This is a genomic window from Mesorhizobium sp. WSM3879, assembly GCF_002294915.1.
In the GTDB taxonomy this organism is placed as follows: Bacteria; Pseudomonadota; Alphaproteobacteria; order Rhizobiales; family Rhizobiaceae; genus Mesorhizobium.
This window is the reverse complement of the sequence record NZ_NSFZ01000009.1, coordinates 196606-223087: the sequence shown is the minus strand read 5'-3', so window position 1 is coordinate 223087 and position 26482 is coordinate 196606. Positions and strand designations below refer to the sequence as shown.

Sequence of the window (26482 nt, the reverse complement as noted above, 5' to 3'; positions counted from 1 at the left end):
CGTTGGTGAGCGCGCGGCCGAGTGAGCGTTTGTCTTTTTTGTTCGGGTCGAACGGGTTTTTCCACTCCGGAGCTCTCTCGCGAGTTTTCGCCAAGAGATCGGCGTCGGCTGTGACGGGAGTGGATCGTGTATCACGTGATATCACGTGCGTTTCCCAGGGAGTTTGAAGCCCGCCGCTTCGACAAACTTCAAACCTATCCGCAACTGAGCGGCGCAGCCCGTGCCCATCTATGCGCCGGCGGGAAATTTGTTGCTGCAAGGTGCGGCGGATTGGCTCCCGTGCCCCGCATCCAAACCAAATCTCAACAGAGCTGTTCAAACCGAGTGCCGTCGGCGAACGGCGCCGTCTGCGACTTGTTGCCGGCCGATCGGACCAGGAGTCGTCTGGAGCAAAGGCTGCAGCCCATCACGTCTTCGCGCGCGAGCTTTCGTGCGGCCTTGCGGCCAAGCCCGTCGGGTCGGGGGCAGCACTGCGGTGATTGAAAATCAAGTGTCAAGCAGGAGAAGCCGCGGCATCAGCCGCCGCTAATCGGGGAGTGCATGATGACCTACGCAACTTCGTCTACTGCAATGGACGTGACCGTTAGGGGCGTTTTGCCCATCGGCGACGCGACCGAGCATATAACCTATTTCATTCTGGATGCCGCCAAGAACGCGATCGTCGGCCAGGTCATTCTTCCCGCCGCCGTCAAGCGAAGCCACGCTGTCGCAATAACCGTGAAGGTTCCGAGCACCGCCGGCTCTCTCGCGATCGGGACATTTGACGATGGCGGGAATTTCCAAGCCTCCGGTTTCCTCCGCGTGGAGGCCCCCCTCGTTGGCCGCCCAAGCGGCGCCGTCGGGCCGTCCGGAAGATGACCGCGGCCAAGCGCCGTTTCCGCGCCGCTCGCCGACTAAGCCGGTGGGCGGTTTCCCTTTTGAAATGAATTGGAAGCGAACAGGAGCCAGTCATGGCCCGTGCCTCTGAAATTCTCTTTGTGGATCCTTCGATCTCCGATCTCGAGACTGTTCTGAGCAACGTCCGGCCGGGGGTCCAGGCTATCCTGCTCGATGGCCGTCAAGCGCCGGCGGCGCAGATGGCTGCGGCGCTGAGAGGGCACGAAGAGCTCCGCGCGGTCCACATCATCGCGCATGGCGCGCCGGGTCGGGTTAATTTCGCTTCAGGAGAATGGTCGGTCGGGACGTTGAAGGGCGCGGCTGAGGAATTCGCCGCAATCGGCAGGGCGCTCGCTGCGGACGGCGAACTGCGGCTATGGAGCTGCGAGACGGCGCTGGGAAGGGCAGGCGATGCGTTCGTCGACGCTTTGGAAGCGGCCGTCGGCGTGGATGTCTGCGCGTCCAGTTCGCTTGTCGGTGCGGCAGTCCTGGGCGGTGCGTGGGAATTACCCGCACGTGCGGGCGCGTCGGCGCCCCTGCCGCCGCTGACCTCAGTTGGCGTAGCAAGTTACATCGGGCTCCTGGTGGCGGGTAATCTGACGCTTACCGGCACTGTAGCCGATGGCAACAGTAAAAGCATAAATACGTTTTATCTTATTGATACTACTGCCAATCCAGATACCATTGTTGGAAGTTTCGTTCTTCCTCAGTCGAACAATGGCGTGGCGTTCAATTTTGCAATAACTATTACAGTACCTGATACAACCCATACTTATCAAATTTACACCAGCGGCTTCGAGCTATACGGTACGCTAACGCCTGCCGCCGGTAATACTTACAATTTTGCGACCGACGCTGGTAACAATGGTGACAATGGCGATACATTCAATGGGGGCAGTCTCGCCGTCACGAGTCAAGTAGGCCCGACCGGCCCGGCTGGCGCGACCGGCCCCACGGGTGCGACCGGCGCCACGGGCGCGGGTGCAACGGGCGCGACCGGCGCCACCGGAGCAACAGGCGCCACGGGCGCAACCGGCGCGGGTGCAACAGGCGCGACGGGCGCTACCGGAGCAACGGGCGCCACGGGCGCAACCGGCGCGGGTGCAACAGGCGCGACGGGCGCCACCGGAGCAACGGGCGCCACGGGCGCAACCGGCGCGGGTGCGACGGGCGCCACGGGCGCCACGGGTGGAACGGGCGCCACCGGAGCAACTGGCGCGACCGGTGCTACAGGTGCGACTGGCGCTACGGGTGATACTGGAGCCACGGGCTCGACTGGCGCGACCGGAGCAACAGGCGCTACCGGCTCCACCGGCGATACAGGTGCAACCGGCGCCACAGGCGCGACTGGCGCCACCGGTGATACCGGCGCCACTGGCGCTACAGGCGGTACGGGTGCGACTGGCGCTACGGGCGCCACCGGCGATACCGGAGCAACCGGCGCCACAGGTGCGACCGGCGCCACCGGCGATACCGGAGCAACGGGCGCCACCGGCTCGACAGGTGCGACCGGCGCAACCGGCGCCACAGGTGCGACCGGCGCCACGGGTGATACCGGAGCAACGGGCGCGACCGGTGCGACCGGAGCAACCGGCGCCACAGGTGCGACTGGCGCCACCGGCGCCACAGGTGCGACCGGAGCCACCGGCGATACCGGGGCAACGGGCTCGACTGGAGCAACCGGCGCCACAGGCGCGACCGGCGCCACCGGTGATACCGGAGCAACCGGCGCGACCGGCTCGACGGGTGCAACCGGCGCCACAGGTGCGACCGGCGCCACGGGTGATACCGGAGCAACCGGCGCGACAGGTGCGACCGGCGCCACCGGCGCCACGGGCGATACCGGAGCAACGGGCGCGACCGGAGCAACCGGCGCCACAGGTGCGACCGGCGCCACCGGTGATACCGGAGCAACGGGCGCCACCGGCGCGACGGGTGCGACCGGAGCAACCGGCGCCACAGGTGCGACCGGCGCCACGGGTGACACCGGAGCAACGGGCTCGACGGGTGCGACCGGAGCAACCGGCGCCACAGGTGCGACCGGCGCGACCGGCGCCACCGGCGATACCGGAGCAACGGGCGCCACCGGCGCGACGGGCGCGACCGGAGCAACCGGCGCCACAGGTGCGACCGGCGCCACCGGCGATACTGGAGCAACCGGGGCCACTGGCGCGACCGGCTCGACTGGAGCAACGGGTGATACCGGAGCAACGGGTTCGACCGGGGCCACTGGGGCGACTGGAGCAACCGGCGCCACTGGTGCTACGGGCGATACCGGCTCGACCGGCGCTACGGGTGCCACAGGCGCAACCGGTGCAACTGGCGCTACGGGCGATACCGGCTCGACCGGAGCAACCGGCGCTACGGGTGATACCGGAGCAACGGGCTCGACTGGAGCAACCGGCGCCACAGGTGCGACCGGCGCTACGGGTGCCACAGGCGCAACCGGTGCAACAGGTGCAACTGGCGCTACGGGCGATACCGGCTCGACCGGAGCAACCGGCGCCACAGGTGCGACCGGCGATACCGGAGCAACGGGCGCCACGGGTGCAACAGGTGCAACGGGCGCGACCGGCGCCACCGGCGATACCGGAGCAACGGGTGCCACCGGCTCGACAGGTGCGACCGGCGCCACCGGCGATACCGGAGCAACGGGTGCCACCGGCTCGACAGGTGCGACCGGAGCAACCGGCGCCACAGGTGCGACCGGCGCCACCGGCGATACCGGAGCAACGGGCTCGACGGGTGCAACAGGTGCGACCGGAGCAACCGGCGCCACAGGTGCGACCGGCGCTACCGGCGATACCGGAGCAACGGGCTCGACGGGTGCGACCGGAGCAACCGGCGCCACAGGCGCGACCGGCGCTACCGGCGATACCGGAGCAACGGGCTCGACGGGTGCAACAGGTGCGACCGGCGCTACGGGTGCAACGGGTGCGACCGGCTCGACTGGAGCAACCGGCGCCACTGGCGCGACCGGCTCGACTGGCGCAACGGGTGATACCGGAGCAACGGGCTCGACAGGTGCGACCGGAGCAACAGGTGCGACCGGCGCCACCGGCGATACCGGAGCTACAGGCGCCACCGGCGCGACGGGTGCAACAGGTGCAACCGGCGCTACGGGTGCGACCGGCTCGACAGGCGCAACCGGCGCCACGGGTGCGACAGGAGCAACTGGCTCGACAGGTTCGACCGGAGCAACAGGTGCGACTGGAACTACCGGTGCCACTGGAGCAACGGGTGCGACTGGAGCTACCGGAGCTACCGGCTCGACGGGTGCGACCGGAGCCACCGGTGCGACTGGAGCAACGGGCTCGACTGGAGCGACCGGCGCTACGGGTGCCACGGGCTCGACCGGCGCCACGGGTGCGACCGGCGCGACTGGAGCAACGGGCTCGACCGGAGCAACCGGTGCGACCGGAGCCACGGGTGCGACTGGAGCAACTGGCGCGACTGGAGCAACGGGTGCGACAGGTGCGACCGGCGCTACGGGTGCGACCGGCTCGACCGGCGCCACGGGTGCCACCGGCTCGACTGGGGCGACCGGCGCTACCGGAGCTACAGGTGCGACCGGCGCCACGGGTGCCACTGGCGCTACCGGCTCAACTGGAGCAACGGGAGCAACCGGCTCGACCGGAGCGACCGGCGCTACGGGTGCAACCGGAGCTACCGGCTCGACGGGTGCAACCGGAGCAACCGGTGCGACTGGAGCAACGGGCTCGACCGGAGCAACCGGTGCGACCGGAGCCACGGGTGCGACTGGAGCTACCGGAGCAACTGGCGCGACCGGAGCGACCGGCGCTACAGGTGCGACCGGAGCCACAGGTGCCACGGGCTCGACGGGTGCGACCGGAGCCACCGGCTCGACCGGAGCAACGGGTGCTACCGGCGCGACTGGAGCAACGGGTGCGACAGGTGCGACCGGCGCCACGGGTGCGACCGGCTCGACCGGCGCCACGGGTGCCACCGGCTCGACTGGGGCGACCGGCGCTACCGGTGCAACCGGCGCGACCGGAGCAACGGGTGCGACTGGCTCGACCGGCGCTACAGGTGCGACCGGAGCGACAGGTGCAACCGGCGCCACGGGTGCGACTGGAGCAACCGGAGCTACCGGCTCGACGGGTGCGACCGGAGCCACCGGTGCGACTGGAGCAACTGGCGCGACTGGAGCGACCGGCGCTACGGGTGCCACTGGCTCGACCGGACCAACCGGCGCGACTGGAGCAACGGGTGCGACTGGAGCTACCGGAGCAACGGGCTCGACCGGAGCAACCGGCTCGACCGGAGCGACCGGCGCTACGGGTGCAACCGGAGCAACCGGCTCGACAGGTGCGACCGGAGCCACCGGTGCGACTGGAGCAACGGGCTCGACCGGAACAACCGGTGCGACCGGAGCCACCGGTGCGACTGGAGCTACCGGAGCAACTGGCGCGACTGGAGCGACCGGCGCTACGGGTGCCACGGGCTCGACCGGTGCGACCGGAACTACCGGCTCGACCGGAGCGACCGGCGCTACGGGTGCAACCGGAGCAACCGGCTCGACAGGTGCGACCGGAGCCACCGGTGCGACTGGAGCTACCGGAGCAACTGGCGCGACCGGAGCGACCGGCGCAACGGGTGCAACCGGCTCGACGGGTGCTACTGGGCCGGGCGGCGCAACGGGCCCGACCGGAGCGACGGGCCCCGGCGGCGAGACCGGTGATCGCGACAAAGGCAACAACGGCCATGGCAATGATCCTGACCACAACGACAGCAGCAATCCTGGGAAGGGACATCCCAAAGATGGCACTGATGCCGATGGCTCGCCTGGCCATCGCACCGCCGCGGTCACGGCCAACTCGCTCGGGCTCAAGGACACGACGCAGTTCCTGCAATCCGGCTCGACCGACAGTGATGCCGTCAGCCATGCGTCGTTCCGTCAGCTTGTCAGCCAGGCCGCCGGTTCGGTGACGACCGACCTCCTGAATGTTCTCACCACGATCAGGGGATTTGGTCAGAACCAGAACAAGCCGTTGGGTGCAAGCACCGACCTGACCTCGGATCAGAACAAGCAGGGTGCCGGCTTCGCCAACAGCGACGACACGGTGAAGAAGGCGCTGAAGGACATTCTGAAGCCGCATGACTGAGCATGAGTGAAGAGGAATGGCGACCGGACAGACGACGATAGAAGCCGGTCCAAAGCTGAGAAGCGGGCGCGCGGGCTTTGCCGAAAGGCAAGGCCTGCGCGTTCGGCCTTTCCGAGTGGTTAAGGGGCTCGCGCGACCGACCGCCGTGGAGTATCATCAGCGCCACCAGAGATTCCGGCGGGACTGGTCCGCCGCGGGCAATGTCGAACCACCGCCTGCCTACCCGAAGGCGAGTCCATGGTGAACGTTCCTGGGAGTGCTGAAATCCAGCCTGTGGAGCTGCGTGCCGGGACCGCGGCCGACCCGACCGGCATGCCCGGCGGCACCAGCGAAACGGGGCGGAGCCCCGGTGGCCCCGCCGAGTTCGACCAGGTCGGGCCGCGCCTCAAGGCGATGCTCCGGGTCGCCCGCTATCACGGTATCGAGCTCGATCCGAACGAATTCAGGGCAGCGAGCGCAGGCCCGTTTCCAAGCGCTACCGACCTGTCGGAATGGGCGCAGAACGGCGGCATGTGGTCCCGGGCAGTGCGTGTTCGCTGGTCACACCTGTTGCGCTTTCAAGATACCGGACCGGTCGTTCTCTTGTTCAGCGACGGCGGCGCCGGTCTCCTCACCGGGGCGAGCGCCGAGCGCAACGTGGTCTTCCTCAAAAGTCCGGAAGCGCCCGACGATGGTCCATCCACCGCTGTCGACGAGTTGCGCCTGTCGCAGGTGTGGACGGGCGAGGCGGTGCTGCTGCGAAACGCGCGATCCTATGTTGCCGCGGATGCGCCTTTCACCCTTCGCTGGATCGCCGAACTGGTGCGGCTCGAAAGCCGGCCGCTTCGCGACGTGGCCATCGCCTCCTTCACACTCAGCGTTCTGACCATTTTGCCGCCGCTCATCGTCATGACGGTGGTCAACAAGGTATTGCAATTCAACAGTGTCTCGACGCTGATACTCTTGTCGGCCATCGTCGCTGTCGTCTTCGCATACGAGACGCTCCTGGGCCACGCGCGGCGACTGATCATCAACGTCGTCGGAGCCCGCCTGGACACCAAGCTGCAACTGCACGTTTTCAGCCGGCTGCTGCGCCTGCCGCTCGACTATTTCGAGCGCCATCCCGCTGGCGAGACAATGTACCACCTCGCGCAGGTCTATCGGATCCGCGAGTTTCTGACGGGCAAACTGCTCGGCACGTTCCTGGATCTGATCACCCTCTGCGTGCTGCTGCCGGTGATGTTCTATATCAACGTGACGCTTGCCTGGATCGTCGTTGCCTGCGCAGCGGTGATCATGCTGATCATCCTTGCCTTCCTGAAGCCGCTGCGCCGAAGGTACCAGCGGGTGATCGAGGCCGAGACCTGGAAGTCGGCGGCGCTGGGCGAAACCGTTGTCGGCATAAAGACCGTGAAGGCGCTTGGGCTCGAGCCGCAACGCAAGGCGCTTTGGGACCAGCAGGTGGCGGAGGCGGGAAGCGCGCGCCTCTCCTTCGGGCAGTTCGCCAGTTGGCCGCAGACCCTGGTTACGCCCATTGAACGCGTAATGGTGCTCGGCACCATGCTGATTGGCGCCTATCTCGCGATGAACGACAGTTCCGGCTATATGGTCGGCGGTCTGTTCGCCTTCATGATGATCTCCCAACGCGTCGCGCAGCCGCTGGTCGGGTTGGTGCGGCTGATCGAAGACTACGAGGAGGTGGGGGCGGCAATCGGCGAGGCGGCATCCGTCCTTAACCGGCCGTTGGAGACGAGTTCGAACTCCCTCGGTCTGCGGCCAAGGCTCCTCGGCGAAGTTACGTTCAGCGATCTGACGTTCAGCTACATCGGTACCAAGACGCCCGCCCTCGACCGGGTCAGCTTCCACATTCCGGCTGGGACCATGTTCGGCATTGTCGGGCGGAGCGGGTCGGGAAAATCGACCATCGCGCGGCTGCTGCAGGGGATCAACCGGGATTACAGCGGGTTCCTGAAGCTGGACGGCGTCGACCTCAAGGAAATCAACCTGCGTCATCTTCGCCAGGGGCTCGGCGTGGTCCTCCAGGACAATTTCCTGTTCCGCGGGTCGATCCGCGACAACATCATCGCCGGGCGCGCAGGCTTGACGCTGTCCGATGCCATGCGTGCCGCGCATCTGGCCGGCGCGGAAGAATTCATCGAACGCATGCCGAACGGATACGACACCTACATCGAGGAAGGTTCGCCCAACCTTTCGGGCGGTCAAAAGCAACGGCTGGCGATCGCGCGCGCCCTCATCCACGATCCGACCATCCTCATTCTCGACGAGGCCACCAGTGCTCTCGACCCGGAAAGCGAAGCGGTCGTCAGTGCCAATCTCATGCGCATCGCCAGCGGGCGCACCATGATCATCGTCTCGCATCGGCTGTCCTCGCTCACCGACTGCGACCAGATCCTGGTCATGGAGCAGGGCAAGGTTCTCGACGTCGCTTCGCACACCGTCCTGCTCGAACGATGCGCGCTCTACCGCCAGCTGTGGTCGCAGCAGAACCGACATTTGGACAATCGTGGCGGCCGGCCGGCGGCCGTACCGCCGCGATTGGTTTGACGATGTGGTGCCGCAACGGGATCGAGATTGAAATGGTGGTTCTCGCCAAAGATGAGTTGGATAACAAGGTCCGGTAAGCCATGAGTAGCACCTCGCTCACCGTCCGCCAGGCTCGCTGGGGCCGAGCGAAAACGAACGATCCGACGACGCCGGCCATACTCGAGTTCCAATGGCCGTCGACAGCAGTCTCCAATGCGCCGATTCCTCGGGCGGCGCGCGGCATCGTATGGATGATTTCGAGCCTCGTGATCGTCTTGATCACCGTGGCAGGACTGATACCGGTCGACCAGGTCGTGACGACGAGGGGGCTCGTGGTTTCACAATCGCCCAACATCATCGTGCAGCCGCTGGAGACGGCGATCGTCCGCTCGATCGAAGTGCGCGAGGGACAGCATGTGCAAGCCGGCCAATTGCTTGCACGTCTCGATTCGACCTTCGCCTCGGCAGACCTGCAGGCCCTGGCGATGCAGGTCTCTACGCTTGAGGCCGAAGTGGCACGGTTGAAGGCGGAGGCCGACGGCAAGGAGTTCAACTATGACGGCCTCGACCCCAGCTGGACCCTGCAGGCCTCGATCTTCGAGCGCCGCAAGGCGGTCTACGAGGCCAAGCTGGAGAATTTCGATCGGCAAAGCGATGAACTCAGTTCGGTGATCTCGCGCGCGCAATCTGATGCCGCTGGCTACCGGCAGCGGCTCTCCGTCGCGGCATCGATAGAACAGATGCGCAAGCAACTGGAAGAGAGGCAGGTCGGGAGCCGCCTCAATACCCTGCTAGCCGAGGACAATTCGGCCGAAATGTCGCGCGCGCTCGGCAACGCCGTGCAGACGGCGGAAGCTGCCAGGCGCCAGCAGGCTGCGGTGGCCGCCGATCGCGCCGGCTACATTCAAGGCTGGCGCGCGGAAGTCTCGCAAGGTTTGTCGGAGGCGAGCTCTCGCATGTCCGACGCTCGCGAGCTCTTCAACAAGGCAAAGCTGCGCAAGCAACTGGTCGAGCTGAAAAGCGAAGGAGATGCCATTGTCCAGTCCGTGGCAAAAGTGTCGGTCGGCTCGGTCCTGCAGTCGGGCGAGCGCCTGATCACGCTGGTGCCCGCCAAGGCGCCGCTCGAAATCGAGACAAATGTCGTCGGCCGAAGCAGTGGCTTCGTCCACGTTGGCGATCCCGTCGTCATCAAGTTCGACACCTTCCCCTATTCGCAATACGGCCTCGCTCACGGCACCGTGCGCACGCTCAGTCCGGATTCCTTCTCCGCTCAGGAGAAAGCCCGCGATCCAGACAGTTCGCTGGCAATGCTGCCCTCGAACACAGAACCGTTCTATCGGACGCGCATTTCCATCGATCAGGTCGCGCTGCATGACGTACCCGCCGGGTTTGCCCTCACCCCCGGCATGCCGGTGACCGCCGATGTTCAGGTCGGCCGGCGCACGGTGCTCAAATATATTCTTGGGGTGATGCTCCCGATCGGTCAGGAAGCGATGCGCGAGCCGTAGTCCGCAGCTCGACAGGAACCGGAGCAGTCAAAGGCTGGCCTCGATGACAATTCTGGATCGCCTGACTGGTTTGGCTAGCCCGTCCCTAGCATTGCGCCGGGCGATCCAGCTTTCTGAAAATGGCAAGCCCACGGAGGCCTTTCCGCTCTTCGCCGCGGCTGCGCGTGCGGGCATCGGTCATGCCGAGTATCGGGTCGCGCGTTGCTATCTCGAAGGTTCCGGCGTGCCGCCGAGCCGGGCAGAGGGGACGCGCTGGCTGCGGCGAGCAGCGGATCACGAGAGCGCTGATGCGCAGGCGCTCCTCGCCGCGCTCTACGTGACCGGGATGGCGGCAGCCGAAGCTGACAAGGGCTCCGAATCGGAACGCCTGTTCTTCGAGGACACCACGAGCGAGCCAGACTTTGCGTCAGCGCTCGACCTTGCCACGAAGGCGGCCGAGGCGGGCTCCGCCACCGGCCAGGCACTCCTCGGCTACATCCTGACCAGCGGTCCCGAACCAATGCGCGATGCGGATGCGGCCTACAGGTGGTACGAGCGGTCGGCCGCGGCCGGCTGCGCCGAAGGAAGCCTTGGTTTTGCCCTGTCGCTGGCACGGCGGGGTTTGTCGGCAGACCGGTCCAGGATTGCCGATGAGGTCCGGCGGGCGGCGGACGCTGGCTTGCCGACGGCAATCTATCTTCTCGCGATCCTGACCGAACACGGCCGCGGCGTCGCAGGCGACATTGCGGGTGCGGCGCGATTATACCAGTCAGCTGCGGAGAAAGGGCTTCCTGCGGCCCAATTCCGATTGGGTCTGGCGCTTATCGACGGAAGCCTCGGCGATCAGGATCCTGTGACCGGAGAGGCCTGGATACGGCGTGCGGCATTGGCGGGCAACGTCGAGGCGGCGAATCTTCTCGGGGATCGTAACGTGAAGAGCCGGCCGCCGGACTTTTCAGAGGCGGCAATTTGGTATCGTCGTGCGGCCGAGGGGGGTCACCAGGCCGCCGCTCGCGCGCTGGCCTCTCTCTACCTGACGGGAAACGGTGTCGCCAGGGACGAGCAAGAGGGGGCGCATTGGCTGCGCACCGCCGCAAGCAGCGGGAACCGGGCAGCGCAAGTCGATCTGGCCAATCTTGTTCTTCAGGGAGCCGGCGAGCCGGACGATATCACGAGCGTAGCGGGGTGGTTCGAGGCGGCCGCATTATCGGGCGACCTTATCGCCGCCTTCAATCTCGGGCTGTGTTTCGCCAAAGGCGTCGGCGTGCACCAGGATGAAACTCGCGCCGCGCAATGGCTGAGGCGCGCGGCTGAAGGCGTGGCTGAGGCTCAGTACATGTATGCGCGCATTCTCAGGGACGGGCGCGGCGTGGCTGCCGACGCGCAACAGGCTCGTGCCTGGTTTGCCCAAGCGGCCGAAGGCGGCATGCTCGATGCGCAAGTGGCACTTGCTGAGATGCTGCTCAATGGGAGCGGAGGCAAACGCTCTCCCGAAGCCGCAATACAGCTGTTCCGACGGGGTGCTGCCGACGGCCATGCCGGCGCAATGTTTGCTCTCGGCGCGCTGCAGAGCTCCGGCGAGGGACTGCCGGTCGATCACGTGGCGGCGCAGAAATGGTTTGCGGCCGCGGCCGAGCGTGGGCACGGGCAGGCCCAACTGATGCTCGGCCGATATTTCTCGAAGGGCCTAGCCGGAGAGCACTACCCGGCAGTCGGCCGCCTTTGGCTCGAGCGAGCGGCGGCGCAGGGTCTTGAGGAAGCGGCCGACGAACTTTCCGAATTGGCCGGCTGAGGCATTCATTGCCAAGGCTTAGCACCGGCATCGGCCGCGCCCGACTACTGCGCGCCGGGCGTCCACTCAGGCAGCGGCGCAAGGCTGTGGTTGAACTGTTTCCACCACATGGACTTATCTATCTCGCAGCAGGCGAGAAGCAGGGCGTGCGCCTTCTCGAAAGCCTGGGTCGCGATTTCATCAAACGTCATCTGCGCGTCGTACGGGACCGACACCACGAGTTCCTGACCGGTTTGCGTGCCGCCTTCGTCGACCTGAAGATAAAGCCAAACGACAAAATGCGCGCCCTGGCCACTCGCGTCGGCGTTGCCGATCTTGATACGGTCGATGCCTGCTGCAGTGACTTTCATGCCGAAGTCCTTCACTTTGGGATTCATGGAATTCCAGAAGTTCGCAGCAATCAGAAAGGTTCCGGGACCGCTGTTGCTATGGTGAAGCATTGATAAAGAGGTACCACCTGGCTACCGGGCGGGACGCAAGCGGCTCACGCGCGCTCAACCTCGGTCCGAACCCTGGACGTCCGATCGTCGCCGACGCAGAAGCGGTCGTTCGACCATGCGCGTTGCAATGGACGCTGACGGCGCGATCTAAGACAATCCAGCGTCTTGCCCTACCGGCGGCGCCGTATGATGACGAGCCAGGAAGCAAAGCTTCGCGCTCGCCCCCGTCGACCCATCAACCGCGCCGCGAAGGCTTGTTAGCGGTCATTGCAACGCACTGCGATGGCACGCGTTTTATTGATTGGCAGAGCGGTGACCCTTGTGAGCACCGCTTCATAGGCTGACAAAACGGAGGCGATTAGGTGGCTAAATTCAAAGAAGCCCTTGAGCGCGGCAAGAAAGCTCCTCGCCATGAAGAGGAGGATGCGAATGCCACGGTGCCGGATTTCGGCACCCAAGCCAGGGCCTGGCTGGACGATGTCGTTGTTGCGTCGTTGGTAGCGGCCAAGGCAGAAGTGTCGGGCGAGATGACGATCGACATAGACACCGCTCCGCGGGGCCGTGACAAAGCGCTGACGCCCTCTGTTCGGTTTCGAATCTACCGAAAGCCGGAAGTGAAAAACACCGCCGGAAGGGTATTCACCGTCAACGTTCACGTCAGTGGGGAGGTTTCGGTTTCTTCACCCGGTATGGTGGCTGAGGATGTTGGAAATATAGGGAACAGGTCCGGCGAGAGGTTTCGCAATTTGGTTGTCAAGCTGATCGAAGACGCTGCTAGGGACTTGAGCTAGCCCGACTGTCATGCTCGATTGGTCGACCCGGCCGAGATCCCACCTCAGCTCGGCCTTCTGGTCGTCAGGCAGAAAATCTTTCACCGTCAAGCGTGACTTCGATAGTGACGCCGGCCGGGTCCCAGTTTCGCTCGACTTGGCCAAGCTGGCTCGCGGCGACGCGGACCAGGCGGCTCCCGAAACCTTCTTCTTCGGTTGCGACGGGAGGTGGTCCTCCAACCTCTCGCCATTGAATAAGCACCTTGCCGTCCCGATTGGCGCAAGCGATCTCTATTGAGCCGGCGGCCGCCGAGAGGCTGCCATGTTTGGCGGCGTTGGTGGCGAATTCGTGCAGCAGGAGGGAAAGTGGCGTGATCATTGCCGCGGGCACGGGAATATCGATGCCGGTGATCGCGAAGCGGGGATGCTCATCGGCCGCATGGCGGTATGGCGCGAGGATCGCGTTCACCAATGTATGCAGGCTCGTGGAGACCTGAGCAGAGCGGCCACCAGACGTGAGCATCGTCAGCGCATGCGCCCGCGCCAAGGCGCCGAGGCGGTCAGACACGATCGAGGCGAGCGCCGCCGGCGTTTCGGCGGCCGAAGCGCTCAGCTTGACGATCGAGCTTGCGATGGCGAAGAGGTTCTTCACACGGTGGTCCATCTCGCGGAGCAGTATCTCCCGCTGCTCTTGCGCGCGCAGCCGCTCGGAGATGCCGCGGGCGATCTTGGAGGCACCGACAATTGCGCCTGACGCGTCCGCGATGGGGGAAACGGTCAAAGAGATGGGAACGATGCTGCCGTCCTTGCGCAGGCGAACGGTCTCGAAATGCTCGACATGCTCTCCATCTCGAATGCGCGCCAGAATATCCCGGTCCTCGTTCCGGCGATCGGGCGGTATCAACAACATGAGCGAACGACCGACAATTTCCGCGCGGGGGTAGCCGTAGAGCCGCTCGGCGCCACGGTTCCAGTCCGTGACGATGCCGTCCGGATCCGTCGCGATGATCGCATCATCCGAGGATTCGACAAGCGCGCTCAGCCGCGCCGCAGTGGTTTCCGCCTGGTCCCGTTCGATCGCAAACCCGAGCTGGCGGGCAATGGTCAACGCAAGTTCGCGTTCACGATCGGTGAAGCTATGGGGTGCTGGGTAGTAGACCATGAACTTGCCGATGAGCTCGCGGGAGCTGGCAAGCGGGATAAAGGCCAGCGCTTCGATGCCTTCGCCGAGGACCGTGTCGATGAGTTGCTGAGATTCACCGCTGAAACGAATATCCTCGACAAAGATGGGCTCGGCGTCGCGCTGATCGGTTGTCCACGGCGTGTGGCCGTTGACAGCCTTGCGGTATTCTTCAGACAGTGAGCGCCACGCGACGAAGCTCATGACGCCGTGGTTGTCAAATCTCAGGATCGAGGCGCGCGACGAACCGAGGGCGTCGCATATGGCATCGAGGGCCGCATCGTAGATCTCGACGAGGCCATGGGCGCGGTAAAGTCGGTCGGTGAGGCGAAAGAGGACGGTTTGCTCGCGGGCAATATCGCCGTCGGCTTGCTCACGCTGGCCGCGCCCTGTGGCCGTAACACTCATAGCCCCTTGCTGCATCGAGTCCTTGACCCAACCGCCTAACGCAGCACCGCGTCGATCGCCCCCTTCGACCGCCGGGTACGATCCCCGACCATGCCCGACAATATGCGCTTTGCGCGGTTTCGCAATAGGACTTGTCGCGTTGCGGCGCGGCGGCTGGTGTCGCCGACGAGCCGCGAGCGGCGCGCGTCTAGCGGCTTGAGCCAAATGGCAATTCGCGATCCCAAATCAGGTGCCTACCAGGCCGCGCCGTACTCCGACGCTCGCGGCATTTAAAGCTTCCGCGGCCGGCCCAAAACGGAAGCCTCGCGCGCAGACTGGCGCCTCAGCGCCTTTGCTTGGCAATCCTGCCGGCGATCGCCGCGCCCTGGATGCGCGCATTGGCGAAGCAGCCGCGAATGCTCGGCCGCATGCCGGTGAACCAGAGGCCGGGCAGTTTCGGGTCGTTCGCCGGGCCGTTGAACAGCGGCACCCCCTTGGCATCGAGCACCCCGAGCCTGCCCACCATCGCCTCCAGCCCGGTGCGGTAGCCGGTGGCGGCAATGACGATGTCAGGCGCGATCGACTGGCCGCTTTCGAGAACGACGCCGTCGTGCCTGAATTCCTTGACCTGCGGCACGACGATGATGCGGCCGGCCTTGATCGCGTCGACCGCACCGTCATCGGCGGCGATCGCCGTATAGTCCGAGCCGAGGCGGCTGGCGCCGCCCGACGGGGCGGGGGGCAGGCCGTACCTCCCGAGATCGCCGAAGACCAGCCGCTGCGTCGCCGCCATCACCGCATCGGCGAGCCGGGCAGGCAGTCTCGCCATGACGGGCGAGAAACGATGCACGGCGATCTTGCCGATGCGCTTGGGCAGCAGCGACGGCCCGTTGCGCGCCGAGAGCCACATCTGCCCGGTCTCGACCCCGGAAAGATGGTTGAGCGCGTCGAAGCCGGAATTGCCGGCGCCGACCACCAGCACTTTTGTCCCAGCATAGTCGCTCGCCCGGCCGAAATGCGCCGAATGGACGATCTTGCCCGAAAAATCCTTCATGCCTTTCCAGGCCGGGATAAAGGGTTGTCGGTCGCGCCCGGTGGCGATCACCACGTGGCGCGCCGCTCGCGGTCCCGTGCTGGTCTTCAGCAGCCAGTGATCGCCGCGGAAATCGATTTCCTCGACGACGACGCCGAAGGCGATCGGCAGCCGGTGCGTCTGGGCGAAGTCGTTGAACAGGCGGATCACCGCGCTGCGGTGCGGAAAGGCGGGCGTGCCTTGCGGAAATGAAACGCCGGGCAGCGTTGAGAGGTCGCGATGCGTGTTGAGATGCAGGTTCTCATGGCGGTGGTGCCAGGGCTCGGCCAGCCGCCCCTCGCGCTCGAGGATCTCGGTGGCGATCCCGGCTTCGATCAGGGCGTAGGCCGCCGCCAATCCGGCCGCGCCGGCACCGATCACGATCGCGCCTTCGAGGATCGCCGGCTCGCCGGTCCAATCCGACGAGATTTCCGCTTCCATGCCCATTCTTGTCTTTATCGTCGTCATGGCTCTCACGTGCCACGGCCATGTATCCGACATATGCCGCTGACGAGGCAATGGGAATAGGCCGTGGTTGCAAAGAGCCCGGCATTGTGTCGCGGATAGGGAGATTATCCGTTGGCGGGGTCGGCGTGGCGATGCACCAGCTTGAAGGCGCCGTCCTCCAGCCGGAACACTTCCGTCACCCGCAAGGTCATCTCGGCCGGCTGTCCGTTCTTGCCCATGCGCGCCTTCGCATGCTGCAGTCCAGTCCAGAAGGCGAGATCGCCGCTCGCGGAGGCCTGCAGCACCTCGATGTCGGTGCTGCCGCCTTGGTGGAAGCTGGCGGCGTCGCGCTCGTATCGGCCGGCAACGGCATCGGCGCCTTCGAGATGGTCGCCGCGCGGCGAAAAGAAGGTGGCCGGCTCGCTATGCGTCACGATTGCCTTCAACGACGTAGCATTGCCGTTGACATAATCCTCGGCGATCTTCTCACGCTGCTTCATGAAGGCGTCGAAGGACGAGCCGCCCGGCCGCACGGTTCTGATCCACGTCTCCAGCGCCTCGATGAAATCTTTCAGGAGGGCGGCCGTGTCGCTGTTCTTAACCGCGCCGCTGTCGTCGAGCAGCTCGGCGACATTTCCGATATAAGCCTCCGGCTGCTGCATCACCGGCATGTCGAGGAAGACGAAGGTCTGCCTGAGTGCCTGGTTGGAACCGAAGGCGCCGATCTTGCCCGGGCTGACGCTGACGACGCCGGCGGGCAGGCCTTTGAAGACGCTCTTGCCAGAGGGGCGTGAGCCGACGTCGAGGGCGTTCTTCAGGCAGCCCGGGATCGAACGGTTGTATTCCGGCGTGACGAACAGCACCGCGTCGCATTCCCCGATGGCGGCGCGGAACGCCGACCAGGCGGCAGGCGGCGTCTCGCCGTCGAGATCCTGATTATACAAAGGCAGCTCGCCGATCTCGATGAAGCGGCAGCGCAACGAATCCGGTGCGCGGGCCGCCAGCGCCTTGGCGATCTTGCGGCTGTAGGATTGGGCCCGCAGACTGCCGACAAGCAGGGCCAGCTGCAGGACGGGATGTTCGGTTGTCATGGTCATGGCGGACTGTCCAGGCTTGTTGACGGGGATCGCGACGCAAGGCGCACAGGGCGACGGCCCGCGACCTTGGACCTTTGGTCGGAGCGGTTGTGCTGGTCGCCTCTCTTTTCGGTTAATGTCCGGGCTAGCGCGAGGTTCCGCCCTCCGCTGGCCGAGCCCTGGCTGCGTATGGCCTTGCCGCCGGCGCCGTTGCACAGTATTGACGGGCTGGTGCGCGGTCGAGGGTTCCGGCCTTTTGGGCGCGCGGCTAAATGATTGCCCGGTCTTCGGGCGGCAAAGAGGTGGCCATGTCCGCGCGCATTTTCAGCCCAGCCAAAACCGCGATGCAGTCCGGCAAGGCCAAGACCGGCCACTGGGTGCTGGAATTCGATCCAGCCCAGCGCAAGAAGATCGACCCGCTGATGGGTTACACCTCGTCCGGCGATATGCTGAGCCAGGTGCGGCTCACCTTCGATACCAGGGAAGAGGCGGTCGCCTATGCCGAGAAGCAGGGCATTGCCTATCGTGTCGAGGAGCCGAAGGAGCCGAAGCGCCGGCAGATTTCCTATTCGGACAATTTCCGCTATGACCGCAGGACGCCCTGGACCCATTGACCAATCCGAGCAAAAGTGCACAGCGGTTTTCCGTCCGGAATTGCGTAACAAAATCGGAGCGGATCATCCTTTTAGATCGATCCGCATAGTCGCATCAGCCGGCTCCGGCCGGCCAGCGGTCCCGTAGCTCAGCTGGATAGAGCACCGGCCTTCTAAGCCGATGGTCGCAGGTTCGAATCCTGCCGGGATCGCCATTAATTTCAACCACTTAGCACTTCCTGGCTAAAAGGTTCCAACTCGAAAAAAGAACCGATTTCCAACTTTCAATCCGTTTCGCGGTTGCGGCCGAGGCGGCGGCGAGTTCGCGCTGAGTGCCTCCTTCGACACCCACCGAACGGTCGATGATGGCATGAAAGCGATCGTTCCCGAGGTGATCGCCCACCGCCGATGACCTGAATGTCTGATCCAAGTGGAAACACGGCGCCTTGACGAATTTGGATGCTTGAAGACGCGCGCGGTGCCCAGTATATCCGCGCCGAAGGGCAGACGGACTTAGAGTGTTACAGGAAAGTTATCTCGAATTTGTATTGCGCTGGCATCTGTATCGCAGATGGCATCGTCCGCCGCGTCCGAAGAGGCAGGCTGAGTTCGACTTTCATCAGCTGATGAAATCCCTTCCGCGCCATGGCCTTTTCATCGACCTCGGGGCCAATGTAGGCGACGTTACCCGGCACGCTCTCAGCTACGGCATGAAGGTAATCGCCTTTGAGCCGGACCCTAGGGCTCTCAAGATCTTGAAGGGCCGGTTCGGCAATGACGAGCGGGTAACGATCATTCCAAAAGCGGTAGGCGGCTCCGCGAGGACGGCAATCCTTAATCAGAGGCCCGACACGAAAAATGTCCGGATGACCGAGTGGTCATCTCTGTTCGAGGTGCCCGAGCACGCGAACGGCCCCGCCGTTGAAGTCGAAGTGATCGATCTCGTGCAGTTTCTGAGAGGGATCGAGGAACCGATTGCCGTTATTAAGATGGACATTGAGGGTGCGGAAGCGGAATGCATCGAGTCCATGCTCGATGACGGCATCTATCGGTCCATCGGTCATGTTCTGGTGGAGACGCACGAAAGGCTTTCGCTGGATTTGGCCAATCGGATCGCCGTGCTTCGCGACCGCATCAGTAGAGACGGGATTACCAATATAGACTTGGGCTGGGGCTGATCTCAGGCTGAGAATCACGAGAGCTATGGCTGGCTCATTTACTGCTAAATCGCAGAAGGGCTGCGGGGAGCTCTGCATATGTCTATCTTTTCCAAATGGTTGCGGGATGCCAGCTCTAAACTTCCGGAGAATGTTGCTATCGGCCGCCACACTTACGGCGTGACGTGGCGAAAGGTTCTGTTCCCATCGAAGGAATCACCTTTGCAAGTAGGGGCCTTCTGCTCGATCGCGGGTGACGTGCTTTTCATGTGCTCCGGTCAGCATTCGACCGGCAGCGCCACCTCATTTCCAATCCACAGCCGGATACTGAACCAACCGGAGCCGATCGGAAATGGCGGCAAACCAGGCGGCATCACGATCGGCAACGACGTCTGGATCGGCCACGGCGCCATAATTTTACCAGGAGTTGAGGTCGGCGATGGCGCGGTGGTAGGCGCCGGGGCGGTGGTCACTAGGGCCGTGCCGACCTATGCGATCGTAGGCGGGTCTCCGGCCCGGCTCATCAGATATCGCTTTTCGCAAGACGTCATCTCGAAGCTGCTGGCAATCCGGTGGTGGGAGTGGGAGGACGATAAAATAAAAAGAGAGGCGGGCGCCCTCACTGGTCCCATCGAAACTTTCATCGAGAAGCATTTTGTGACAGGCACCAGGCCTAAATAGGCCTACAAACGGTTCAAATGACCAATTCGTGTTTTTTTCTGGCGGCAGATGCCAAGTACTTTCCGTATGCATGCCTAGCAGCGCGCAGAATTCTCGACGTTTCGCGCAAAACGACGCCTGGTTTCATCATGCATCTCGGGGCAAATGAGGACGATGTCCGCATTGCGTATCGGTTGCTGAAAGACCGTGTCCGGATCGTGGACGTGACGAACTTCATGGCTAACTCGGGCTACCGTTTTCGGCCGGGGAGCGTCGCCACCTTCATCCGCCTGTTCGCCGACCGGTTCAGCGAATTCGCGGTATACGATCGCATCGCACATATCGACTGCGACGTTCTGTTCAACCGCGACATTGCCGATCTGGTGGACCAGCCTATCCACGCGCACCTGCTAGCGGCCCACGACGACTACATGTACTTCCGCCCGGGTTACCGAGACGAGATGTCGATGCAACCGGGCGCGCCCTATTTCAATGCCGGCATTATCGTCTTCAACATGCGGCCGGTGCGAGAGGAAGACCTGTTGAAGCAGGCCCGAAAGCTCGCCGTTGACGGACAAATGAACGACCAGAACGCGCTCAATGTCGCCTTCGAGGGCAAATGGCAGACGATGCACCCGAACTGGAATCTGATGTCGAACGGGGCCCGGGATTATCGGTTTTCTCAGGCCTATGCACGGCATTTCGCGGGCGGCAAGCCTTGGGGCAGCCAGATTGGAGTCGAGCTTGAAGCCCTCAAGATCTGGCGTGATCTGGCAGAGGATACGCCTTGGAATAAGCCCTTCCGGCAGCGGCTGCCGTTCGAGCGCGGGATAACGAAACGCTTCCTCCGCCGCTTCGATGCCGTCGGCGGTCTCTTCGGTAACGACGTGCATCGCCGCCGCGCGCGTTACGACGCGGCGAAAATGCACCAGATCTACGCAAGGCAAGCGGAAGAGGGCGCGATGGCCGTACAATTCCCGGAGGTGCTCGGCGGGTTTGGCTGATCTTCTTTCCAAATCGGCCGCATCCTGTGGATATTAGCCGCCCGTTCACCATGCCTCTCGCTTCGCATTGAGCGCCGGCGGCCGGCTCGTTGAAATGGTACGGCCTGAACAACAGGCGCCCCGAAAGTCCAGCGGCCGGCGTTTTCATGTATCCCCGTCAGGATGTCCGCAAGGGCGTGCTGAAAAGTATGCGTCGGTCGCTGCTCTCACTCGCTGGGATGCCGCGCAACCAATACCGGACAAAATCAAGCCCGCCCCGGCGATGGGAGGCCGGAACGGGCTCGGCTTGGGTCTGGAACCCTGTAGTCAGGAGACTACGGGGAAGGAACAGGTCGGCGGCTGCAATGTTCCGAAGTTTCTGGCTTACGGGCCGCCGGGAGCAAGTCCTTGGCGGTAATTCGAGACGATCCGGGTGGCGGATTTTTCCGCACGGGATCGCGACACGCTTCAGGCCAGCAGGCCGGCGGCCTTCGCTGCCTTGCGCAGGGTTTTGCGGGCTTCGGTAGGACTTCTCAAGCCGTCGAGCGCGTCGCGGCAGACGCGGCTTGCCGACCGCCAGGCGCGGTCGCGCGCCCGCCTTGGCCAGCGCAGGTCGAGGCATTCGACTGCCTCGAAGCAGCTTGAGACCTTGCGATGTCCGCTTGGTTCGAAATCGATCACGACCGGCTCGGAAAACCAGACGTCGTTCATCACATGCTCCGTTCGTATGTTGGTCTTTTGATAAGCAACGGCGCCGGCAGGCGCCTGTTGGGATGCGGGCCCCGGATGATCGGCGGACCCGCGCATTAACCAAACACTCCCGATAATGTTCCGGAAAATTTTAGAGATTAGCGATGGGCCGGCCGGAGTTGGCTCACGCAGCGGATTCATTGCGCCGGCGCGCCGCGCAAAAAACGTGTGACAACGTCACTGGCCCCGCTGTCGCCCGCGGCGAGATCGGAGCCGACAGGCGGATGAATGCGGGAAGCCTGGTGATTGCCGCGCCCGCACCCACCATTACCGTCGCCACGCTGATGGGGACCGCTTTCGGGCTCTATTGGGAGGTTGGGCGCAGCCAGTTTTACACCGAACCGGACAGCAAGCAGCGGTTTCGGCCGGCGCGGAAGCGTCCGGTCAATTCGCGCGTCGTGTCGCTCTTCTACAGAAGACAGGATGCCGCCTTGGGACTATTCGACCAGCACATGCGCTTCGCGGGCAGCGCTGATGAAGGCTTCCCTGGCATTGTCGGCCGGAACGTCGCCGCTCATAGCCCGGCGGCAGGCGCGCAGCGCCGCGCCATGCTGCGCGCTGCCGGCGTCGCGCCATTGGCCCGTCAGCAGTTCCACAGCCTGCTGGGCGTTGGAGATGTGTCGGATCGAGCCTGCCACGCCGACGGCGACTTCGACCGGCCTGGAAAACCATCCCTGGATCATCGCGAAACCCCTGATGCGTTGTGAGCGGATGATAAACGCGCCACCGCGCGGCAAGTTTCATCCCGATATTTCAACAGGATGTGAGCAGCGCGCCGATAACGGGCGTGGCTGCCGGCTATCTTCCGAGCGGCTTGCGGGACAGTTCGATGAGTTCCGTCTCATCGGTGATGCCGGCCATGTAATTGGCGATGATGCGGGAGGCGCGCGCCTCCTTCTGCTCTTCGGTTTCTCCATCGATGCGGCCGCTCTCGAAGACACGCCCCAACAGCGCCGTCTCGGCGGGCGTGAATGTGTTTCGCGACATGTTGGACACGGGCTTCTTCCTCCAGCTCATGTCCCCCTTGCTCCCTGGCTAAACATTAGCACGGGTTCGGAAACGAGGGTGAGTCCTCAAGGAAACGGCGACAACGTGCGTCTTTCGCGGCGCCCTGCCGGCCAGGTTTTCGTCTCGTTGTCTGCCCGACGGCATGCCGGAGACTGGGCCAGCTTCGCTATCTTGCTGAAAGGACGAAGCGCTGATACTCATTAGCGGCGCGGAATTATTCCGAGTCTGCGCCAACTTGCGTCGCGCAACAACGCGGCGCAGGCTGTCCGAGACCAAGATCCCGACGTGGTGGCAACCGGGTTACGGAGGGTATTGGTCGAACAAAGAAGCAGGGCAGGTTCCGACGGCGTGTCGGAGCAGGCCCATCAAATGCTCTGGAATTCCGAAGCCATTGCCCCCGTGGCCTCGGAAGAGCATGAACATGGGGAAACCGATGGTGACCAAGAAACTTACCGCCAACGCAGAAAGCGCGGCAGCCTTTCTTGCGGTAATGGGCAACGAGAAGCGTTTGCTCATCATGAACTACCTGGCCGAGGGCGAATTGTCTGTCGGCGCGCTCGCCGACAAGGTCGAACTCAGCCAGTCCGCACTCTCCCAGCATCTGGCCAAACTGCGCAGGTTTGGCCTGGTCGACACCCGCCGCGACCGCCAGATGGTCTATTATTCCTGCAAGTCGTCCGCAGCGCGTGAACTCCTCGTTCTGCTCGACGGGCTGCTGACGATGGACAGGCCGCTCGCCGGCCCGGCCCGGCAGGCTCTTGTCGAAAGAATGCGGCCGCCGCAGGCCGCCTGAACGGCTCCGACGCGGGCGAGGGCGAGCAGCCTTCGCCTGCTTCGCCTGCGCGGCGCGCCCCCTGAAGGCGCGATGCAAACAGGATGGCAATGCGCCGGCCAGGCATACCTGCCCTGGCGGCACTTTATCATCACTTCATTCGCCGGGACGCGATCCTGGCCAGAATGCTGCTGCCGGAGAAACCGGTAGCGGCCGGATTTCGTCATGTCGTCACGGGCTGGCCGCCGTCGTCGCCGATCCGGCCCGACTTCTCGCAGTCCTCCCATCACTTTTGATTGAAGGATGATGCGCCGGCGCGGTCGCGGATGCTCACAAGCCGATGATATTATAGCACTTTTCTGCCGCCGCCGCCCGCTCCCGGCACGCCGAGGTTTACGGATTTGTAAATCGCGCGCCGGACTTCGGGTGGCTAGACTTTTGCGCGATCCACACCCCCGGATCACCACGGGCCAGACTTCCACTTTGGCACCGTCAGAGGCTCGCCGCTCCCGGCGGGCCTCTTTCGTTTTGGGACAAAGCCGCGGATTTACGGTGCGGCTCGCCGGCGCGTAATCACGCTGCGCACGGCGAGCACCAGCACGGTGATAATGATCAGGATCACCGAAAGGGCTGCGATCGCCGGATCGATGTTGTCGCGCAGGCCCATCCACATCAGGCGCGGCAGCGTGATGGCGTTCACCGAGGTGATGAACAGCGTCACGCCGATCTCTTCCCAAGAGAGCACGAAGGAGAGGAGCGCCGCGGTGACGATGCCGAACTTGATGTTGGGCATGATGATGCGCGCCGCGCGCTCCCACACGCTGGCACCCAAGCCTCGTGCGGCGAGGTCGATGCGCCGATCGAACTGGCTGAGCGAGACCAGGATCAGAACGGTGGCGAAGGGCACCGTCATCACCGAATGCGCCATCGCGACACCCAGCCAGGTGTCGTAACCGAAGAAGGACGAGATGCCGGAGACCGAGGTGAGCAGGAAATAGAGCGTCACCGCCGAGACCACCGGCGGCACCACCATCGGCAAAAGCACGAAGCCGACCAGGACGGCAGTGAAGCGCGGCTGGAACATCCACACGCCGAGGCTGAAGGTGAGCGCGAGCACCGTGGAAAGCGCGCTGCTGACCACACCGATGCGGATCGAGAGCAGGATGGACTCCAGCCAGCGCGGATCCTCGATCAGCGAACGGTAGTGGCGCAGCGACAGTTCGCCGGTCGGCATGGTCAACATGCGGCTCGGCGTCAGTGACACCGGGATGACGGCGAGCAACGGCATAAGCAGAAATAGCGCCACCAGGACGGCGAGGATGAGCGAGACGGGACCGGGGCGGTAGGTCGGCATCGCCCTACACCAATTGCTTTGGTTTGACGTAGCGGAACAAAAGCGCCATCAGCGCGCCGACGAAGACCACCAGCACGACGCTGATTGCCGCGCCCAGTCCCCAGTCCGGACTCTGGAAAATGCGGAGATAGATGAGTTCGGCGATCATCACGCTGCGGCCGCCGCCGAGGATCGCCGGCGTGACGAAGAAGCCCAGAGAGAAGACGAAGGTGATCATCGCCGAGCCGATGATGCCCGAGCGCGTCATCGGCACGAACACCGTCCAGAAGGTGCGCATGCGGCTTGAGCCAAGCCCGCGTGCCGCGAGCAGCACGCGCTCGTCGAGGCTGCGCATGGCCGAAGCCAGCGGAAATACCGCAAAGGGGATGAGGAAATGCGACATGCCGACGATGACGCCGAACTCGTTGCGCACGAGCGTCAGCGGCTCGGAAATGAAGCCGATCGATTGCAGCCAGGTGTTGACGAGGCCGCGGTTGGACAACAGCGCCACCCAGCCGAAGGCGCGCGTCAGCACCGAGATCCAGAACGGCACCAGGATGCAGAATTCCGCAAGCACGCGCTGCACCGGGCTGCCGCGCACCCAGACGACCGTGATCGCATAGGCGGCGGTGACGGAAACGATGGTGACGATCGCCGCGATGCGCAACGTGCGGACGAATACCGACTGCACCAGCGGGTCGCTGACCAGCGCGCCATATTGGCCGAGTCCCGGCGTCGGCAAGGTGAAGCTCCACTTCACCACGCCGAGGAAAGGCCAGGCATAAGCAAGGACCAGGAACAGGAGCAGCGGCGCCATCAACAGCGCCGCGCCCGTCCTGTCGGAGAGGGTGCCCCTCATGTCAGTTCAGCATCTCCGCCCGCTCAAGCCGAGATGATCTTGGTGTATTCGTCGAGCGCCGCGCCGTAGTTCTTGGCGTACCACTCCATGTCGAGCGGGATCTGCTTCTTCATGTTTTCCGGATCGACCGGGTTGATGCGCTTCTTGTCGGCCGGGATCAGCGCGTCGGCCGCCGGGTTGGCCGGGCCCTGGCCGAGTTTGTCGAACATCACCAGTTCCTTCTGCGGATCCTGCGTGCTGGCGATGAACTTCATCGCAGCTTCCTTGCCGCCGGGGTTGTTCTTCAGAACCGCGAGCGCGCCGGGCGAGATCAGGCCCTGGTCCCAGATGAACTTGATCTGGCCGCCCGAGTCCTGCTCGATCAGCGAGGCGCGCGTCGACCAGACGATCGCCATGGAAGCCTCGCCGTTGAGCAACACGCTCTGGCTTTCGGCACCGCCGCCCCAATAGGAGACGACGTTTTCCTTGAAGGCGGCGATCTTGTCATGCGCGCGCTTGAGGTCGAGCGGATAGAGCGAGGCGGGTGCCACGCCGTCGGCGAGCAGGGCGGCTTCCCAGCTCGACACGCCCCATTTGTAGAGCGAGCGCTTGCCGGGGAATTTCTTCACGTCGAAAAAGTCGGCCATGCCGGTCGGCGCATTGGAGCCGAACTTCTGCGAGTCGTAGGCGATCACGTAGGAGAAGAAGTAGGTCGACGCGGCAAATTCCCAGCCGAAGCCCGGCCGCATCTTGCTCTTGTCGACGATCTTGTAGTCGATCGGCTCGAGCATGCCCTGGCCGCCCAGCGTAATGGCCGAGAACGGATCGACGTCGACCAGGTCCCAGGTCGGCGCGCCGCTCTTGAACTGCGCGGCGATCGCGCCCTCGGTCGGGCCCGAGCCGTCCATCTTCACCGGGATGCCGGTATCCTTGGTGAAGGCCTGGCCGTAGGCGGCGTCGTAAGCGGTGATGGCGTCGCCGCCCCAATTCACCAGCACCAGCCCCTTGGTCTCGGCTTGAGCATGGGTCGAGCGCAGCAGCATCGGCGTGCCGGCGAGCACGAGGCCTGCAAGCTGCGCGAATTGCCGGCGCGAAATCTCGCCGCGTTTTGCCCTCTCTGCGAGGGAGTCGATGGTCTGTTTCTTGGTCTCGTTCATGTCAGTTCCCCTTGTTTTAATTGATCTGATCCGGAAACCGGCGCGGCGAATTCAC

At 64.2% G+C, this 26482-nt stretch carries 20 protein-coding genes, 1 tRNA gene and 1 pseudogene; 12 read left to right on the top strand and 10 right to left on the bottom strand.

Annotated features, from left to right (window positions below):
• The first annotated feature begins 540 nt into the window (after positions 1 to 540).
• The 5 genes from CK218_RS21255 (at position 541) to CK218_RS21235 (ending at position 11804) form a co-directional block, all read left to right on the top strand.
• The gene (locus tag CK218_RS21255) at positions 541 to 858 is read left to right on the top strand and encodes a hypothetical protein (protein WP_095826372.1); all 318 of its coding nucleotides are present in this window, start codon (positions 541 to 543) and stop codon (positions 856 to 858) included.
• Between the two features lie 92 nt (positions 859 to 950).
• A complete protein-coding gene (locus CK218_RS21250; RefSeq protein WP_095828781.1) occupies positions 951 to 6002 on the top strand; it encodes a DUF4347 domain-containing protein in 5052 nt (1683 codons plus the stop codon).
• Between the two features lie 312 nt (positions 6003 to 6314).
• Positions 6315 to 8546: a peptidase domain-containing ABC transporter gene (locus CK218_RS21245; RefSeq protein WP_245435124.1), complete on the top strand. Its 2232-nt coding sequence runs from the start codon at positions 6315 to 6317 to the stop codon at positions 8544 to 8546.
• Between the two features lie 80 nt (positions 8547 to 8626).
• Positions 8627 to 10033 (top strand): HlyD family type I secretion periplasmic adaptor subunit, encoded by a 1407-nt coding sequence (locus CK218_RS21240; RefSeq protein ID WP_095828780.1) that lies wholly within the window; start codon positions 8627 to 8629, stop codon positions 10031 to 10033.
• Between the two features lie 43 nt (positions 10034 to 10076).
• Positions 10077 to 11804, top strand: a complete 1728-nt coding sequence (locus tag CK218_RS21235; RefSeq protein WP_095828779.1) for an SEL1-like repeat protein — start codon at positions 10077 to 10079, stop codon at positions 11802 to 11804.
• Between the two features lie 44 nt (positions 11805 to 11848).
• Here CK218_RS21235 and CK218_RS21230 read toward each other — a convergent pair whose 3' ends face one another.
• On the bottom strand, positions 11849 to 12181 hold the full coding sequence (locus CK218_RS21230; RefSeq protein ID WP_095828778.1) for a hypothetical protein: 333 nt from the start codon (positions 12179 to 12181) through the stop codon (positions 11849 to 11851).
• Positions 12182 to 12606: 425 nt separating this feature from the next.
• Between CK218_RS21230 and CK218_RS21225 the strand changes: the two genes are divergently transcribed.
• Positions 12607 to 13035, top strand: a complete 429-nt coding sequence (locus tag CK218_RS21225) for a hypothetical protein (RefSeq protein ID WP_066999225.1) — start codon at positions 12607 to 12609, stop codon at positions 13033 to 13035.
• A 64-nt stretch (positions 13036 to 13099) separates the two neighbouring features.
• Here the strand turns inward: CK218_RS21225 and CK218_RS21220 are convergent, their stop codons facing one another.
• The 3 genes from CK218_RS21220 to CK218_RS21210 all read right to left on the bottom strand — a co-directional run bounded on the left by CK218_RS21220 (position 13100) and on the right by CK218_RS21210 (position 17197).
• Positions 13100 to 14602, bottom strand: coding sequence for a PAS domain S-box protein (locus CK218_RS21220; protein ID WP_179294559.1), 1503 nt, complete (start codon positions 14600 to 14602; stop codon positions 13100 to 13102).
• A 322-nt stretch (positions 14603 to 14924) separates the two neighbouring features.
• Positions 14925 to 16094 carry an NAD(P)/FAD-dependent oxidoreductase gene (locus CK218_RS21215; protein ID WP_066999231.1) on the bottom strand — a complete coding sequence of 390 codons (1170 nt, stop codon included), beginning with the start codon at positions 16092 to 16094 and terminating at the stop codon, positions 14925 to 14927.
• A gap of 131 nt (positions 16095 to 16225) precedes the next feature.
• A complete protein-coding gene (locus CK218_RS21210) occupies positions 16226 to 17197 on the bottom strand; it encodes an NAD(P)H-dependent oxidoreductase (protein WP_095828776.1) in 972 nt (323 codons plus the stop codon).
• Between the two features lie 287 nt (positions 17198 to 17484).
• Here CK218_RS21210 and CK218_RS21205 point away from each other — a divergent pair, with 287 nt between their 5' ends.
• The 5 genes and pseudogenes from CK218_RS21205 (at position 17485) to CK218_RS21185 (ending at position 20590) form a co-directional block, all read left to right on the top strand.
• Positions 17485 to 17790: an ETC complex I subunit gene (locus tag CK218_RS21205; RefSeq protein WP_066999298.1), complete on the top strand. Its 306-nt coding sequence runs from the start codon at positions 17485 to 17487 to the stop codon at positions 17788 to 17790.
• 117 nt (positions 17791 to 17907) lie between these two features.
• A tRNA-Arg gene (locus CK218_RS21200) sits at positions 17908 to 17984 on the top strand.
• 303 nt (positions 17985 to 18287) lie between these two features.
• Positions 18288 to 18947, top strand: a complete 660-nt coding sequence (locus CK218_RS21195) for an FkbM family methyltransferase (RefSeq protein ID WP_143749671.1) — start codon at positions 18288 to 18290, stop codon at positions 18945 to 18947.
• Positions 18948 to 19277: 330 nt separating this feature from the next.
• Positions 19278 to 19529, top strand: a pseudogene (locus CK218_RS31490) (DapH/DapD/GlmU-related protein); the annotation flags it as partial.
• A gap of 95 nt (positions 19530 to 19624) precedes the next feature.
• Complete coding sequence (locus CK218_RS21185; protein WP_095828775.1) at positions 19625 to 20590, top strand: glycosyltransferase; 966 nt, start codon at positions 19625 to 19627, stop codon at positions 20588 to 20590.
• A gap of 447 nt (positions 20591 to 21037) precedes the next feature.
• Here CK218_RS21185 and CK218_RS21180 read toward each other — a convergent pair whose 3' ends face one another.
• The 3 genes from CK218_RS21180 to CK218_RS21170 form a co-directional block, all read right to left on the bottom strand.
• Positions 21038 to 21280 (bottom strand): DUF982 domain-containing protein, encoded by a 243-nt coding sequence (locus CK218_RS21180; protein ID WP_066999301.1) that lies wholly within the window; start codon positions 21278 to 21280, stop codon positions 21038 to 21040.
• A gap of 476 nt (positions 21281 to 21756) precedes the next feature.
• Entirely contained in the window at positions 21757 to 22002 is a 246-nt protein-coding gene (locus CK218_RS21175) for a DUF982 domain-containing protein (RefSeq protein ID WP_059186167.1), read from the bottom strand.
• 115 nt (positions 22003 to 22117) lie between these two features.
• Complete coding sequence (locus CK218_RS21170) at positions 22118 to 22336, bottom strand: hypothetical protein (protein WP_245299680.1); 219 nt, start codon at positions 22334 to 22336, stop codon at positions 22118 to 22120.
• Between the two features lie 424 nt (positions 22337 to 22760).
• Here CK218_RS21170 and CK218_RS21165 point away from each other — a divergent pair, with 424 nt between their 5' ends.
• Entirely contained in the window at positions 22761 to 23120 is a 360-nt protein-coding gene (locus CK218_RS21165) for a metalloregulator ArsR/SmtB family transcription factor (RefSeq protein WP_066999308.1), read from the top strand.
• Between the two features lie 526 nt (positions 23121 to 23646).
• Here the strand turns inward: CK218_RS21165 and CK218_RS21160 are convergent.
• Genes CK218_RS21160 through CK218_RS21150 form a run of 3 tightly spaced genes read right to left on the bottom strand, consistent with a single transcriptional unit; the run spans position 23647 to position 26427 of the window.
• Entirely contained in the window at positions 23647 to 24453 is an 807-nt protein-coding gene (locus CK218_RS21160; protein WP_095828774.1) for an ABC transporter permease, read from the bottom strand.
• Positions 24454 to 24457: 4 nt separating this feature from the next.
• Entirely contained in the window at positions 24458 to 25291 is an 834-nt protein-coding gene (locus tag CK218_RS21155; RefSeq protein WP_066999251.1) for an ABC transporter permease, read from the bottom strand.
• Positions 25292 to 25314: 23 nt separating this feature from the next.
• Positions 25315 to 26427 carry an ABC transporter substrate-binding protein gene (locus CK218_RS21150; protein WP_095779108.1) on the bottom strand — a complete coding sequence of 371 codons (1113 nt, stop codon included), beginning with the start codon at positions 26425 to 26427 and terminating at the stop codon, positions 25315 to 25317.
• Positions 26428 to 26482: the final 55 nt, after the last annotated feature.

Coding starts and splice junctions, on each gene's coding strand:
- CK218_RS21255 (WP_095826372.1), top strand. CDS start 541: ATGATGACCTACGCAACTTCGTCTACTGCAATGGACGTGACCGTTAGG.
- CK218_RS21250 (WP_095828781.1), top strand. CDS start 951: ATGGCCCGTGCCTCTGAAATTCTCTTTGTGGATCCTTCGATCTCCGAT.
- CK218_RS21245 (WP_245435124.1), top strand. CDS start 6,315: ATGCCCGGCGGCACCAGCGAAACGGGGCGGAGCCCCGGTGGCCCCGCC.
- CK218_RS21240 (WP_095828780.1), top strand. CDS start 8,627: ATGAGTAGCACCTCGCTCACCGTCCGCCAGGCTCGCTGGGGCCGAGCG.
- CK218_RS21235 (WP_095828779.1), top strand. CDS start 10,077: ATGACAATTCTGGATCGCCTGACTGGTTTGGCTAGCCCGTCCCTAGCA.
- CK218_RS21230 (WP_095828778.1), bottom strand. CDS start 12,181: ATGAATCCCAAAGTGAAGGACTTCGGCATGAAAGTCACTGCAGCAGGC.
- CK218_RS21220 (WP_179294559.1), bottom strand. CDS start 14,602: ATGAGTGTTACGGCCACAGGGCGCGGCCAGCGTGAGCAAGCCGACGGC.
- CK218_RS21215 (WP_066999231.1), bottom strand. CDS start 16,094: ATGGAAGCGGAAATCTCGTCGGATTGGACCGGCGAGCCGGCGATCCTC.
- CK218_RS21210 (WP_095828776.1), bottom strand. CDS start 17,197: ATGACCATGACAACCGAACATCCCGTCCTGCAGCTGGCCCTGCTTGTC.
- CK218_RS21205 (WP_066999298.1), top strand. CDS start 17,485: ATGTCCGCGCGCATTTTCAGCCCAGCCAAAACCGCGATGCAGTCCGGC.
- CK218_RS21185 (WP_095828775.1), top strand. CDS start 19,625: ATGACCAATTCGTGTTTTTTTCTGGCGGCAGATGCCAAGTACTTTCCG.
- CK218_RS21180 (WP_066999301.1), bottom strand. CDS start 21,280: ATGAACGACGTCTGGTTTTCCGAGCCGGTCGTGATCGATTTCGAACCA.
- CK218_RS21175 (WP_059186167.1), bottom strand. CDS start 22,002: ATGATCCAGGGATGGTTTTCCAGGCCGGTCGAAGTCGCCGTCGGCGTG.
- CK218_RS21170 (WP_245299680.1), bottom strand. CDS start 22,336: ATGAGCTGGAGGAAGAAGCCCGTGTCCAACATGTCGCGAAACACATTC.
- CK218_RS21165 (WP_066999308.1), top strand. CDS start 22,761: ATGGTGACCAAGAAACTTACCGCCAACGCAGAAAGCGCGGCAGCCTTT.
- CK218_RS21160 (WP_095828774.1), bottom strand. CDS start 24,453: ATGCCGACCTACCGCCCCGGTCCCGTCTCGCTCATCCTCGCCGTCCTG.
- CK218_RS21155 (WP_066999251.1), bottom strand. CDS start 25,291: ATGAGGGGCACCCTCTCCGACAGGACGGGCGCGGCGCTGTTGATGGCG.
- CK218_RS21150 (WP_095779108.1), bottom strand. CDS start 26,427: ATGAACGAGACCAAGAAACAGACCATCGACTCCCTCGCAGAGAGGGCA.